The 13,609-nt window shown below is 67.7% G+C and carries 13 protein-coding genes and 1 pseudogene; 10 read left to right on the forward strand and 4 right to left on the reverse strand.

Annotated features, from left to right (window positions below):
- Positions 1 to 128: 128 nt before the first annotated feature.
- The 6 genes and pseudogenes from glmM to E0T84_RS05720 all read left to right on the forward strand — a co-directional run bounded on the left by glmM (position 129) and on the right by E0T84_RS05720 (position 5,574).
- Positions 129 to 1,469, forward strand: a complete 1,341-nt coding sequence (gene glmM / locus E0T84_RS05695) for a phosphoglucosamine mutase (RefSeq protein WP_138744034.1) — start codon at positions 129 to 131, stop codon at positions 1,467 to 1,469.
- A 69-nt stretch (positions 1,470 to 1,538) separates the two neighbouring features.
- Positions 1,539 to 1,835 carry a type VII secretion target gene (locus tag E0T84_RS05700; RefSeq protein ID WP_070187102.1) on the forward strand — a complete coding sequence of 99 codons (297 nt, stop codon included), beginning with the start codon at positions 1,539 to 1,541 and terminating at the stop codon, positions 1,833 to 1,835.
- Positions 1,836 to 1,838: 3 nt separating this feature from the next.
- Positions 1,839 to 3,308 carry a hypothetical protein gene (locus E0T84_RS05705; RefSeq protein WP_070187103.1) on the forward strand — a complete coding sequence of 490 codons (1,470 nt, stop codon included), beginning with the start codon at positions 1,839 to 1,841 and terminating at the stop codon, positions 3,306 to 3,308.
- A gap of 136 nt (positions 3,309 to 3,444) precedes the next feature.
- Positions 3,445 to 4,584 carry a Rieske 2Fe-2S domain-containing protein gene (locus tag E0T84_RS05710; protein ID WP_070187104.1) on the forward strand — a complete coding sequence of 380 codons (1,140 nt, stop codon included), beginning with the start codon at positions 3,445 to 3,447 and terminating at the stop codon, positions 4,582 to 4,584.
- Positions 4,581 to 4,859: pseudogene (locus E0T84_RS32205) on the forward strand (ferredoxin). Before E0T84_RS05710 ends, E0T84_RS32205 begins: the two are co-directional and overlap by 4 nt.
- Before the next feature lie 49 nt (positions 4,860 to 4,908).
- Positions 4,909 to 5,574 (forward strand): TetR/AcrR family transcriptional regulator, encoded by a 666-nt coding sequence (locus tag E0T84_RS05720; RefSeq protein WP_070187106.1) that lies wholly within the window; start codon positions 4,909 to 4,911, stop codon positions 5,572 to 5,574.
- Here the strand turns inward: E0T84_RS05720 and E0T84_RS05725 are convergent.
- Both E0T84_RS05725 and E0T84_RS05730 read right to left on the reverse strand, forming a co-directional pair.
- Positions 5,564 to 6,604 carry an LLM class F420-dependent oxidoreductase gene (locus tag E0T84_RS05725; protein ID WP_138744002.1) on the reverse strand — a complete coding sequence of 347 codons (1,041 nt, stop codon included), beginning with the start codon at positions 6,602 to 6,604 and terminating at the stop codon, positions 5,564 to 5,566. The two genes, E0T84_RS05720 and E0T84_RS05725, sit on opposite strands and share 11 nt — an antisense overlap.
- 93 nt (positions 6,605 to 6,697) lie before the next feature.
- Entirely contained in the window at positions 6,698 to 7,582 is an 885-nt protein-coding gene (locus E0T84_RS05730) for a LysR family transcriptional regulator (protein WP_070187108.1), read from the reverse strand.
- 71 nt (positions 7,583 to 7,653) lie between these two features.
- On the opposite strand from E0T84_RS05730, the gene E0T84_RS05735 reads away from it, so the two are divergent.
- On the forward strand, positions 7,654 to 8,370 hold the full coding sequence (locus E0T84_RS05735; RefSeq protein ID WP_070187109.1) for an SDR family oxidoreductase: 717 nt from the start codon (positions 7,654 to 7,656) through the stop codon (positions 8,368 to 8,370).
- Positions 8,371 to 8,377: 7 nt separating this feature from the next.
- Here E0T84_RS05735 and E0T84_RS05740 read toward each other — a convergent pair whose 3' ends face one another.
- Complete coding sequence (locus E0T84_RS05740) at positions 8,378 to 9,229, reverse strand: dienelactone hydrolase family protein (protein WP_070944356.1); 852 nt, start codon at positions 9,227 to 9,229, stop codon at positions 8,378 to 8,380.
- Positions 9,230 to 9,329: 100 nt separating this feature from the next.
- Here E0T84_RS05740 and glmS point away from each other — a divergent pair, with 100 nt between their 5' ends.
- Positions 9,330 to 11,207: a glutamine--fructose-6-phosphate transaminase (isomerizing) gene (gene glmS / locus E0T84_RS05745; protein WP_070187110.1), complete on the forward strand. Its 1,878-nt coding sequence runs from the start codon at positions 9,330 to 9,332 to the stop codon at positions 11,205 to 11,207.
- 28 nt (positions 11,208 to 11,235) lie between these two features.
- Entirely contained in the window at positions 11,236 to 12,153 is a 918-nt protein-coding gene (locus tag E0T84_RS05750; RefSeq protein WP_138744003.1) for an alpha/beta fold hydrolase, read from the forward strand.
- Between the two features lie 13 nt (positions 12,154 to 12,166).
- On the opposite strand, the gene E0T84_RS05755 is transcribed toward E0T84_RS05750, so the two are convergent.
- Positions 12,167 to 12,943 (reverse strand): helix-turn-helix domain-containing protein, encoded by a 777-nt coding sequence (locus E0T84_RS05755; protein ID WP_138744004.1) that lies wholly within the window; start codon positions 12,941 to 12,943, stop codon positions 12,167 to 12,169.
- Between the two features lie 218 nt (positions 12,944 to 13,161).
- Between E0T84_RS05755 and cynS the strand changes: the two genes are divergently transcribed.
- On the forward strand, positions 13,162 to 13,599 hold the full coding sequence (gene cynS, locus E0T84_RS05760) for a cyanase (protein WP_070187113.1): 438 nt from the start codon (positions 13,162 to 13,164) through the stop codon (positions 13,597 to 13,599).
- The last annotated feature ends 10 nt before the right edge of the window (positions 13,600 to 13,609 follow it).

The following is a 13,609-nucleotide window of genomic DNA, read 5'->3' on the forward strand; positions in this document are numbered from 1 at the left end:
GATCCCCGCCCGCGAGTGCAACCGCGGGCGGGGATTCGGTGTCACGAACAGGTATCGATCTGGCCGCGGGATGGACGCTGACCTCGTCGGTTGTGTTTCAGGCAGCCAATTATGAGAAGTTTAAGGGCATGGGTCGACTGTTCGGCACCGACGGGGTGCGCGGAGTCGCCAATCGCGATCTGACTGCTGAACTGGCAGTTGCACTCGGTTCGGCGGCGGCACGGCGTCTCGGCAATTCCACTGGCAGTGGCCGTCGGCTCGCCCTGGTGGGCCGGGATCCACGGGCCAGCGGCGAGATGCTGGTGGCAGCGATGCTGGCCGGCATCGCCAGTGAAGGGGTCGACGTCCTGCGGGTCGGCGTCTTGCCGACCCCGGCGGTGGCCTATCTGACGAGTGCTTACGACGCCGATTTCGGCGTGATGATCTCGGCCTCGCACAACCCGATGCCCGACAACGGCATCAAGATCTTCGGTCCGGGCGGGCACAAGCTCGACGACGCCGCCGAAGACCGGATCGAGGAGCTGGTGAACGGCGGTCCGGGGCTGCGTCCGACGGGCGCGGGCATCGGCCGGGTCCTCGACGCCGACGACGCGCTGGACCGCTACCTGCGCCACGTCGGCAAGGCCGTCACCACCCGGCTGGACGGCCTGACCGTCGTCGTCGACTGCGCGAACGGTGCGGCGTCCGCCGCCGCTCCACAGGCCTACCGGGCCGCTGGAGCCAACGTCATCGCGATCAACGCCGAGCCCAACGGGCTCAACATCAACGACGGCTGCGGGTCCACCCATATGGAGGTGCTGCAGGCCGCTGTGGTCGAGCACGGCGCCGACCTGGGTCTGGCCCACGACGGCGACGCCGATCGCTGCCTGGCGGTGGATGCGGCAGGCCGGGTCGTCGACGGCGACGCGATCATGGTCGTGTTGGCGCTGGCGATGCAGGAAGCCCGCGAGTTGGCCTCGGACACCTTGGTGGCCACGGTGATGAGCAATCTGGGATTGCACCTGGCCATGCGTGCGGCCGGGATCGACGTCCGCACCACGGGTGTGGGGGACCGCTACGTTCTGGAGGAACTGCGGGCCGGCGAGTTCTCGCTCGGCGGTGAGCAGTCCGGCCACATCGTGTTGCCCGGTTTGGGCACCACGGGGGACGGCATCGTCACCGGGCTGCGGCTGATGTCGCGGATGGCGCAGACCCGTTCTACCTTGGCCGCCCTGGCCGAGCCGATGCATACGCTGCCGCAGGTTCTGATCAACGTCCAGGTGGACGACAAGGCTGCGGTGGCCCAGGCGCCGTCCGTGCAGTCCGCAGTGGCCCAGGCCGAGGCCGAACTCGGCGACACCGGGCGAATCCTGTTGCGGCCCTCGGGCACTGAGCAGGTGGTTCGCGTGATGGTCGAGGCTGCCGACGAGAACACGGCCCGGCTGCTCGCGGTGCGGGTGGCCGAGTCGGTAAGCGGTCAGTCGGCCTGACGAGCGCTCGCGCGAGGAACATTCAGCCCCGAGGGAACCCGATATGGGTCGGCTGCGTCTAAACCGGGCATGGGAGATGTAACCGCCGCGCGTGTCGACGCTGAGGCGCTGCTGCAGGTGGCGCGACAGTACGGTGCCGCCGCCGAAATCATCGAGTCCGCTGCCCAGGTGAGGCTTCGGTTCGACGGCGCGAGGGCAGGCCGGGAACACATCGCGTCGGGTGACTCGCTGCGTACGGCACTCGATGAACGGATCACGTCGTTTCACCAGTGGGCCCGGGCGGCGGGGGAGGTTGCCGCGGTCCTGAGAAGCACCACCGACCGATATCTCGCCGCGGACGCCTGCGCGGCGGCGCGGGTGGGCTGAGGCGTGGTTCAAACCGGTGATGTCGCAGGGCGTTTGGATCAGGGGCAGCCTGCGGTCGAGACTCTTGCCGAGTTCGTCTGGGCCTGCGCGCTTTTGGGCTATCAGCATCCCGACCTCACGCTGCATGCCGGTCAGGTGCACGACTGGTACGCCACAGAGGATGGCCTGGATCTGCGGACCCTGGAGTCGGACTGCGCAGCGTTGACGGCGGCTGCTGCGGCGGCCGAGCAGGCACTGCGGCTGCAGGACGCTCAGCTGACCACACTCGACCAGGCGTGGCAGGGGCGCGGTGCGCAGGCCGCGCGTGAGTTTCTGCACCGCCATGGTGGCGCGGCCGGACAGGCCGTCGCCGCTGTGCGAGGAGCTGCCGATACCCTGGCGTCGCTGCGTGAGCAGCTGTGGCGGGCGGTCGACACCAAGGTGGCCGCAACGGAAAGCATCGAGGCGCGATGCGCGGCCCAGCGCCAGGACTGGCTGGCCGCGGCGCGCACCGTGCGGACGGGGATCGGCGACCGGGACCTGGCCAGTGAACTGATCGACGCGCAGGTGAAACCCTTCGTGGCCAACGACATCGGCGCCGACTGGGTATCCGCGATGCGTTCGGCGACCGCCGCGGTGTCCGACGCCTACGCCGCGGCAGTCGCCGCGCTCTCCCACAGACCGGCTCCGGCGTTCGAGATCCCCGGCGATCTCGGCCCGTCATGGACGCCGCGGATCGGCGCGGCGGTGCCGGTGGATCGACCCGTGGGCGGTGCCCGCACCGTTCCGGCGGGGTTCGTACCGTCGTCCGGTTCCGGCCCAGCGCCGTGGGTATCGCCGGTCGGCTCGACGGGCACCGCGCCGCCGATCGGTCAGATGCCCTCTACTGCACCGGCCCTCACCCCACCGACGATTGGCTCGGCCGCGGTGCCGGACTCTGCCGTGCCGCCGGCCGGCAGTCCCACAGCGGCTGATCCGGCGGCTGGATGGGGTTCGCCACTGGGCGGCGGACTGCCCGGGGCCGGGTTGTCGGGCCTGGGATCCGGGACGTCGGGCCTTGGCCGGCAACTCGCCGACCTGTTCGGCGGGCTGATCGGTTCAACAGAGGGCTCGCTGGGGTCGAGCGCCGACACCGCGCTGCCTGAGCGGCCGGACCCACCAGAAACCTCTGACGCGGTCGACGACGCGGACGGTGCGGACGATCCCGACGAGGAAGACGTCGGACCGGACGACGACGCAACAACGGAAGATGTTGCGGCTGAAGAGGACAAGACGTCCGACGAGGACCCTGCCGCCCCGGAGGTCGAGGCGGTTTCGGCTGACGTGCCCGGTTCTGTGCCCGCTGAGACCACCGTCGATGATGCGGCCGAACCGCCGCCTGTCGCCGCCGCTGCCCCCGGCGTCCCGGTCCCGCCTGCCGGGGAGGCGGTGGCACCGGCCGGCGGGACACCGTGTGCGATCGCCGCCGACGAGCTACCGCAGGTCGGCGGCTAGCCCGGGCTGCGCCGCGTCCTGCGCGGGATTTTCGATCCCTGCCAGTGGGACTCCGGGAGTCAGGGTGCTGCCCGGGGTGTTAGACCTGGTTGTGACGTGAAGCACAGTTGCCGCGAAAATATCGGAGGGTCTTTCGATGACGATGGAATCCGAGTGTGAGGTGCGCCAGATAGAAGCCGAAGCGCCTCCGGGACGCTTCGCCCGTGGCTGGCACTGCCTGGGCTTGACCCGCGATTTCGGCGATGGGAAACCTCACGGGATCAACGTGTTCGGCCAGAAGCTCGTGGTCTTCCGGGGTGGTGACGGCAGGATCAATGTGCTCGACGGATACTGCAGGCACATGGGCGGTGACCTGTCGCAAGGCCAGGTCAAAGGCAACGAGATCGCCTGCCCGTTCCACGACTGGCGGTGGGGCGGTGACGGCCGCTGCAAGAACGTGCCGTACGCCAAACGCACTCCCCGTCTGGCCCGCACCGCCTCCTGGACGGCCCTTGAGCAGGACGGGATGTTGTTCGTCTGGAACGACCCCGAGGGCAAACCGCCGCCGGCCGACGTGACGATCCCGCGCATCGCAGGCGCCACCAGCGATCAGTGGACCGATTGGCATTGGTACACAACGGTCGTCAACGCCAACTGCCGCGAGTTGGTGGACAACGTGGTCGACATGGCCCATTTCTTCTACGTGCACGGATCACTGCCAACGCACTTCAAGAACATCTTCGAAGGCCACATCGCAACGCAGTACATGAACGCCGATACCCGGTCCGACCGCGGGGATGTCGGCGGATCGACCATGCTCGGCACCACCTCGGTGGCGTCCTATTATGGGCCGGCTTTCATGATCGATGATCTGACCTACCATTATCCCGACGCCGACCATCACAGCGTGCTGATCAACTGTCACTATCCGATCGACGCGAATTCGTTTGTCCTGCAATACGGCATCATCGTGAAGAAACCCGAAGGAGTGTCCGACGAGCTGGCTTTGCAGAGCGCCGTCGCGCTCGGCGACTGGGTCAAGATCGGCTTCGAACAAGACGTGGCGATCTGGAAAACCAAGGCCCGCATCGACAACCCGCTGCTGTGCGAGGAAGACGGACCGGTCTATCAGCTGCGCCGATGGTACGAGCAGTTCTACGTCGACGCCGCGGATGTGGCCGCCGACATGGTCGACCGGTTCGAATACGAGATCGACACCACGAGTGCGCAGCACGCCTGGAACCAGGAGATCGAGGACAACATCGCTGCCGGCGTCGCCACCCAGTCGGTGCCATGACCGTCCGCTCAGATCCGCGGCTCGTTGAAATGCCGATGATGCCGGTGTCGTGCGGTCGTTGCGGAGCCGTCGTACTGGCACGGAAGAGCAGTTGGCAGCAGACCAGCGTGTAGTGGAATGCCGCGGCGACCGGACTGTGCCGGCAGCGTCGTGACGCGACCGCGCTCGCCGGCCACAGCGACCGCGGTCTGTTCCTCGGCTGCGATTCGATGCGGGATTCGGTCTCGGCCGCCGCGAGGGACGGTGCATTGCCGGTGGCAGACGGTCGGCGTTGACAACCAACGTGGTCACCCGACGCCCCGATTTCTGGGTCAAGATGGTTCGATGAGCGCGACCAAGACCGTCAAGACCGGGCCCGGTCGGCCCGCGGGTATCGACAGTGGTGACACCCGGCAACGGGTCATCGACGCCGCCTGCCGGTGCTTCGCCCAATTCGGCTACGGTCCGGCCACCAACAGCCAGATCGCCGAGACGGCCGGCGTCACGGCCGGCTCGGTGTATTACCACTTCGGTACGAAAAACAAGCTGTTCGAAGCAGTTTGCGACGACGTCTACGGCAAGATCCTGGCCAGCGCCGCACCGGCGATGGCCGGGCCGCGTTCGATGGAGGAGTTGCTGCGCGCGGCGCTCACCGAATCGATCAGGATCAACCGCGAGCATCCCGACCTCGCCGGTTTCGTCGCCACCGCTCCGATCGACGCCCGTAGGCACCAGGAGCTGACCGCGGGTTTTGCGCGCCAGGGAGCCCGGATGACCGACGCGCTCGCGCGGTCGGTCGTCGAGGGACAGCGCGCCGGGCTGATCTCCGCCGAGTACGACCCGGTTCAGGTGGCCCGGGTGATCAGTGCGATCGTCGACGGCTTCGCCCATGCAGCGGCCGTCACGGAACCGGCAGAGATGGATGGCGTGAACCGGCTGTTCGAATCGCTGCTCCTGAACGCCGAGGCCCGCAATCGCCCAGCTGCCAGGTCTGTGGGTTCTAGCGAGTGAGCTCCACCAGCTCCTCGCAGAACTTCACGGTCTCGGCGCTGTCGGTGGCCAGCGGGTGCACGAGCATCGTGGTGACCCCGGCCTCGGCGTAGGCGGCCAGGCGGTCCTTGACGAAACCCTTCGGCCCGACCAGCGAAATGTTGCGCACCAGGTCGTCGGGCACCGCCGCGATGGCCTCGGCCTTCTTGCCGGCCAGGAACAGGTCCTGGATGTGGTCGGCCACCTCACCGTAGCCGTACCGGGTGGCCAGCTTGTGGTAGAAGTTCTGCCCGCGTGCGCCCATGCCGCCGATGTACAGTGCCAGTTGGGGTTTCGCCCAGGCGAGCCGGTCGTCGACGTCGTCGCCGATCGCCAGGCTGGCGCTGACCATGACGTCGAGCGGTCCCAGCGCCGGATCACGCTTGGCGGTCCCGGCCCGCAGGGCGTCGCCCCAGACGTCGTCGGCATTCTCCGGGAGGTAGAACACCGGCTGCCAGCCCTCGGCGATCTCGGCTGTCAGCTCGACGTTCTTCGGCCCCAGTGCGGCGATCGTGATCGGGATGCGCTCCCGGACAGGGTGATTGATCAGGTGCAGGGACTTGCCCAGGCCGGTGCCGCGGTCGGCGGGCAGCGGCAGCTGGTAGTACTTGCCGTCGTAGTCGAGGTTCTCGCGGCGCCACACCTTGCGGCAGATCTCGACGACCTCGCGGGTGCGGCCCAGCGGCGCGTCGAACGGCACCCCGTGGAAACCTTCGATCACCTGCGGGCCGGAGGTACCGAGGCCGAGGCGGAACCGGCCGTCGGACACATAGTCGACGCCGGCCGCGCTCATGGCCATCAGGGCCGGCGTGCGGGTGTAGATCGGGACCACGCCGGTGCCGAGCTCCATCGTGGAGGTCTTGGCGGCCAGGTAGCCGAGCTGGCTGATCGCATCGTAGGAGTACGCCTCGGCGACCAGGGCGATGTCGACGCCCACCTTCTCCAGTTCGACGACTTGGTCGGCTGCTTCTTTGAAGCCGCCGGCATAACTCAGGAAGATGCCAGTGCGCATCGCAGGAGTGTAGCAACCCAACCAGTTGGTTGGGTGAGGGTGTCTCCGCGGCTATGTGATCAGTTACGGATACGCGGATAACTCCGTCGGGCGTCAGATCGTCTCGTCCCGGCACGCCAGGGCTGCCGCCACGAACTCATCCCGCAACGGGTTGTCCGTGTCGGCCTTCCAGATGAGCGTCACCCGGGAGGGCCCCACATCCTCGATCGGCACGGCCTTCACGTCGGGTCGACGGTAGTAGGCGGTGGTCGATCGGGGCAGGATGACGAAACCCTCATGCGCGGCAACATGTTCGAGCTTGTCCTCCACGGAACGGAACTCCTCGCGCGGTGGTGCCCAACGCTGGCCGGGCCCGACGAGGTCCGTCTGCCACCCCGGAACCATCGCGGGATCCGGCAGCAACAACACCCGTGACGTGAGATCCGCCAACCGCACCGATGCGCGCCCCACCAGATCGTCGTCGGCGGGCAGCACCGCGTCCATCGGTTCTTCCAGGAGCGGGGCGCTCCCCAACCCGCGGTGGTCGACGGGCTCACGCGCGTAGACCACATCCACCTCGCCGGACCTGACTAGCTCGGCCTGCTCGTGCCACGGGATTTGACGCACGACTGCACGGCGGCGAGGGTCGCCCGCCTCGAACGCCGCGGCTGCGGCTGTTGCCCGCAACCCCGCCATCACTCCGACCGTCACGGTCACCGGGTGTCCGGCGGCGCGAGACAAGCGCCGCCGCAGCGCGTGCGCGTCGTCGAGCAGAACCTTGGCGTCCTGCAGAAGCTGCGCGCCAATGGACGTCAGCTGGGTACCGGTCGAGCCGCGGACGAGCAACTGAACCCCGAGCTCACTTTCGAGCGTGCGGATCTGGCGCGAGAGCACGGGTTGCGCGATGTGGAGACGCCGGGCTGCCCGGCCGAAATTGAGCTCCTCGGCGACCGCGACGAAATACCGCAGCTTGCGCAGGTCGAGGTCCGGCGTGCTCATACCCCGAGGGTATCGCCGGACGACGAAAAGAGTCTTGGACGACGGTGGTCGATCGCACCCACAGTGGACTCATGAACCTCAAGAACGCGCGGGTCCTGATCATCGGTGGTACCTCCGGCATCGGACTGGGTGTGGCGGCAGCGGTCGCCGACCGAGGCGGCATCCCGATCGTGGTGTCGCGCAACCAGTCCAACGTCGATCTGGCGATTGCCGGACTCGGCGAGAACGCCCGCGGGATGACTGTCGACCTCACCGACCCCGCCTCGCTCGGCCACCTCGTCGACGAGGTCGGACCGATCGAGCACCTGGTGTTCAGTGCGGGGGAGCCACTCACAATGGTCGGACTGGCTGATCTCACCCCTGCGACGATCACCGAGTTTCTCGGCACCCGTTTCATCGGGCAGTTGCAGGCGGTCCGCGTGTTCGCACCGACGATCACGCCGGGCGGCTCGATCACGCTCACCAGCGGCACGGCTGCCGACAAGCCCGGCCTGGGAGTGCTGCCCACCGCCGTCTGCGGCGCGATCAACGCCATGACCAAAGCGCTCGCCGTCGAACTCGCGCCGTTGCGCGTCAACACCGTGGCGCCCGGTCCGATCCGGACACCGCTGTGGTCGGCGCTCGGTGAGGCGGATCGGGAGGCCGTGTACGAACAGTTTGCGAGCAATCTCCCCGTCGGCCGGATCGGCGAACCGTCCGACACGGCGCTGGCCTACGCCTACCTGATGGAACAGGGGTTCGGTACCGGTGTGGTCCTGACGGTCGATGGCGGTGCCACCCTGGTGTGACGCCCCGTCACGGCTTGAGCAGCGCCACCACCTTGTCCTCCAGGGCCACCGGATCGGCATTCGGGTCGGCCGTTTCGGTGTGGGGCAGCGCAACGTCGGGGTCGGCGAAATCGCGGTAGGTCTTGTCGCCGGTCAGCGTGGCCAGCAGGTATCCGGTGAGCAGCGCGCGCACGATCTTCTGGGTGTCTTTGTCGGCGCCGGGCAGTCCGAAGAATCGGGCTAGGCGGCGTCCCTCGACCAGGCCACCGGCCTGTGCCTTGCTGACCGTCCGCAGCGTGGCGCCGTCCCAGGCCCGGGCCAGTTCCACGGCGTTCGAGCGCAACGTGATCTGGTCGCCCGGGGCGGTCAGGACCAGGCCCGGCACCTTCAGCGTCGATGCGGGTTGTTCGGCCGGCGGCGTGGTCACCGTGGGAAACAGTGACACCACGGCCTTCGGGTGGTGTGCGTCACCGCCCATGCCCGCGGCGGCGAACACCGCCGCCGACCCGCCGAAGCCGTGGCCCACCACACCCCGCTTGCCCGGGTGCACGCTGATCTTGCCGGTACCCAGCCGCACCCCGGTGATGATCTCCAGGGCCGCGCCCAGGTCGAAGGCGAAATTGAGCACCGAGGGTGCCACGCCCTTCTCGGTGTCGGGTGCCGCGGCCACGATGCCCCACGACGCGAGGTGCTCCAGCGTGTGCGCGTAGTTGCCCGCCTGTGCCATCCAGTCGTGGCCGAACACCACACCGGGCAGATTCAGGCCGGACTCCGGCGTGTACACGACGCCGGGCACACCGGCGAAAGCCAGGTCGCCGCGCAAGACGCGATGCGGTCCGCGACGGGTCAACCCTGAAAAGAGCTTCTTTGTGCTGGCCACGGGTTGACCGTAGCGCAGGGCCACCGCTGCGCGTGATATGCGTCAAACGGCGTCGCGCGGAAATCGGGCCAGGGCTCCGACTGCACTACCCTGGGACCCTATGTGTGGAATCGTCGGCTACGTCGGGACGCGCCCGGCCCGCAACATCGTGGTCGACGCGCTTCGCCGCATGGAATACCGGGGCTACGACTCCGCGGGAATCGCGCTGATCGATGGCAACGGCGGGTTGACGGTGCGCCGCCGCGCGGGCCGGCTGGCCAACCTGGAGACCACCCTCGCCGAGACTGACGATGGCGTGCTGACCGGCAGTACCGGCCTCGGCCACACCCGCTGGGCCACCCATGGCCGCCCCACCGACCGCAACGCCCACCCGCATCGCGACGCGGCGGCCAAGATCGCCGTCGTCCACAACGGCATCATCGAGAACTTCGCCGTCCTGCGCGCCGAACTGGAAGCCGACGGGGTCGAGTTCGCCAGCGATACCGATTCCGAGGTTGCCGTGCACCTGGTGTCGCGGCAGTACACCAGGGGCAACACCGCGGGCGATTTCCCGGCATCGGTGCTGGCGGTGCTGCAGCGCCTGGAAGGCCACTTCACCCTGGTTTTCGCCAACGCCGACGATCCGGACACGATCGTGGCCGCGCGCCGGTCCACCCCGCTGGTGGTCGGCATCGGTGACGGCGAGATGTTCGTCGGCTCCGACGTGGCGGCATTCATCGAACACACCCGGCACGCCGTGGAGCTCGGCCAGGACCAGGCCGTGGTGCTGACCGCCGGCGGCTACCGGATCACCGACTTCTTCGGCCGCGACGATCTGCAGGCCGGCCGTGACTACCGCGAGTTCCACATCGACTGGGATCTCGACGCCGCCGAAAAGGGTGGATACGACTACTTCATGCTCAAGGAGATCGCCGAGCAGCCCGCCGCGGTCGCCGACACCCTGCTGGGGCATTTCGTCGACGGCCGCATCGTGCTCGACGAGCAGCGCCTGTCCGATCAGGAGCTGCGCGAGATCGACAAGGTCTTCATCGTCGCGTGCGGCACCGCCTACCACTCGGGTCTGCTGGCCAAGTACGCCATCGAGCACTGGACCCGGCTGCCCGTCGAGGTCGAGCTGGCCAGCGAGTTTCGCTACCGGGATCCGGTGCTGGACCGCAGCACCCTGGTGATCGCGATCTCGCAGTCCGGCGAGACCGCCGACACCTTGGAAGCGGTGCGGCACGCCAAGACGCAGAAGGCCAGGGTGCTGGCGATCTGCAACACCAACGGCAGCCAGATCCCGCGCGAGGCCGACGCGGTGCTCTACACCCGGGCCGGGCCGGAGATCGGCGTGGCGGCCACCAAGACGTTCCTGGCCCAGATCGCGGCGAACTACCTGGTGGGGCTGGCCCTGGCGCAGGCCCGTGGGACCAAGTACCCCGATGAGGTCGAGCGCGAGTACCACGACCTTGAGGCCATGCCGGAGGTGATCGACCGGGTGCTGGCCGGCATCGATTCGGTGGGGCAGCTGGCGCAGCGGTTCGCGAAGTCGCCCACCGTGCTGTTCCTGGGCCGCCACGTCGGCTACCCGGTGGCGCTGGAGGGCGCGCTCAAGCTCAAGGAGCTGGCCTACATGCACGCCGAGGGTTTCGCCGCCGGTGAGCTCAAACATGGCCCGATCGCGTTGATCGACGAGGATCTGCCGGTGATCGTGGTGATGCCCTCGCCCAAGAACGCACAGATGCTGCACGCCAAGCTGCTGTCCAACATCCGCGAGATCCAGGCCCGTGGTGCGGTGACCATCGTGATCGCCGAGGAGGGTGACGACACGGTGCGGCCCTACGCCGATCACCTGATCGAGATCCCGGCGGTGTCAACGCTTTTCCAGCCGTTGCTGTCGACCATCCCACTGCAGGTGTTTGCGGCCGGGGTGGCCCGGGCACGTGGGTATGACGTCGACAAACCGCGCAATCTGGCCAAGTCCGTCACGGTCGAATAGGCGCTGCACCCTCGGTTGGGCTGACTTTATGGATCTGCGGGTTCCCACGGTCAACATCGCGGGGCGGTGGGACCGGGGCGGGTTGGGAGCCTTTGTCTCCGATGCCGCGTTGGAGCATTTCCTGGGCGTCTACCGAACCGGGATGGCAGCCCTGCCGCCCTTCGAATTGTTCGACGTGCCAACATCGTTCGGGTCCGTGCGCGCCTACCGTTTCGCCGGGCCGGACACCGGTGCGCCGGTGGTGCTGCTCCCGGGGCGCAACGCGTCGACGCCGATGTACCGGAGCAACCTCGGGCCGTTGCTGGCGCGTCGCACCGTGTACGGCATCGACCTGCTCGGCGAGGCGGGCCTGTCGGTGCAGCACAAGGTGATTCGTAGTGGTCCGGACCAGGCGCATTGGCTCGACGAGGCATTGGCCGGCCTCGGTTTGGACCAGGCGCATCTGCTCGGTGTGTCCATCGGCGGCTGGACAGCGACCAACTGTGCGGTGCACCGGCCCGCAAGGGCAGCCTCGCTGACCCTGATCGATCCGGTGTTCACCTTCACCGGGGTCCCGGCCAAGGCAATTCTGGCCTCGATGGCATTGCTCGGTCCGGTGCCACAACGTTGGCGCAGCCGGGTGCTGAGCTGGATATCCGGTGGCGCCGACGTATCCGAAGCCGAGACCGAGTCAGCGCTGATCTCAGCTGGAGCAAGGGATTTCACGATACGTATGCCCGCGCCCAAACTGTTCACCGACGAGCAGCTGCGCGGCCTCGACGTGCCCGTGCTGGCTTTGATCGCCGGACGCAGCGTCATGCTCGACCCGGTACGCGCCGAGGGGCGCGCCCGCAGGCTGTTGGGGCGCGGGCAGGTCGAACTGTGGCCCGAGGCCTCCCATGCCATCAACGGCGAATACCCGGAAGAGATCGCGCAGCGGGCGGGCCGGTTCTGGGGCCCTGGGTAGCGGTACGCGGTCCTCAGCCGGACCGTCGCGCCCATTCGCTCGGCGAGGAGCCGAACCGCCGCCGGAAGGCGCGGTTGAAGGTGCCGGGGTCGGTGAAGCCGCTGCTCCGGCACGCCTGGCTCACCGACGAGCCCTGCGTGATCAGCGCACTGGCGAGTTCTAGGCGCTTGTGCCGGATCTCGGTCGCCGGTGAGCGGCCGGCTTCGGCCAGCAATTGCTGTACCGAGCGCAGCGAGAGGTGCACCTCGGCGGCCAGTGTGGTTGGGGTGAAATCCGGGTCCCGGAATCGGGCGTGGACGTGAGCGAGCAGACGCGCGCGCAGCTGAGTGCGGGAGGGAACAGCGGCAGCTTCGACCGCGGCTCGGACATCGTGTTCGTCGGCGACGGCATGTTGGGCGGCCACCCGTTCCGTCGCGTCGCAAAACGACAGTAGGCGTGATCCTTCGATACCGAGTGGGCGCGCAGACCAGGTGACCGGAATCGGCTGGCCGGCACGGGTGATGAACCATTCGTGATCCGGCGTGCAGGACAGGCGTTCCTCCATGATCGGGCAGGAGTGTGATGGGTAGCGTGACCCGTCAGGCCGCCACTCGTGCAGGGTGTCGTGGCTCGGCGCGCCGATCACCTCACCGGCAGACCGGTAACCGAGAGTGTCGAGTGCTGCTCGATTGGCCAGGGCGACAGTGCCGTCGGCGTCAATCACCCATAGCGGGGTCGGCGCGATGTCGATCACTGCCAACAAGGCTGCGGTGCCGAGGGGGTTGGTAGCGTGGCTTGTCCGGGTGCCCATTGGTCCCACCTGAATTTCCCTGAGTTTGCGAAAAAGGTAGATGCCAGGCGTTTCGGCCTGTTTCCCCGCTCGTTACGCACCGGTTAATCCAGGAGTGTGCGCGAAATGCCGTATTACGTGCGCCTTTTGCCATTGGCAGCGCGGCCCCGAAGCGGTGACATGAAGGACGGCGGTCGATAGCGATCGCATGACTTTCGGCACCTACAAGGAGGCGTTTCGTGGCGTGCACCCCGGGATACACCGAGATCGAAGAACGTCGCATCGAGACCGGCATCGGCTGGCAGGAGATCGCCGATCACATCGAGCGACCGCTCGTCTGGACTGTCGCTGCACTCTTGGGAAGTCACCCCTTACACCAGAAGGAGGCGGCGGCGGTAGGGGAGTTGCTCGCCCTGAGCGGTGAATCGGTGGCCGCGTTGCAGCGGCAACCGTATCGGACAGCTGATCCGTCGCGATCCACGGACCCGACGATCTATCGCTTCGTGGAGCTGATCAACGTATACGGCCCTGCGTTCAAAGCGTTGATCCACGAGGAGTTCGGTGACGGAATCATGAGCGCAATCAACTGCAATGTCTCGTTCGAACGGCGGGCACACCCGGATGGAGATCGTGTCGTCGTGACCATCGACGGCAAGTTTCTGCCCTACCAGTGGTAATCCGTCAGGA

The organism is Mycobacterium sp. DBP42, assembly GCF_005924235.1.
In the GTDB taxonomy this organism is placed as follows: Bacteria; Actinomycetota; Actinomycetes; order Mycobacteriales; family Mycobacteriaceae; genus Mycobacterium; species Mycobacterium syngnathidarum.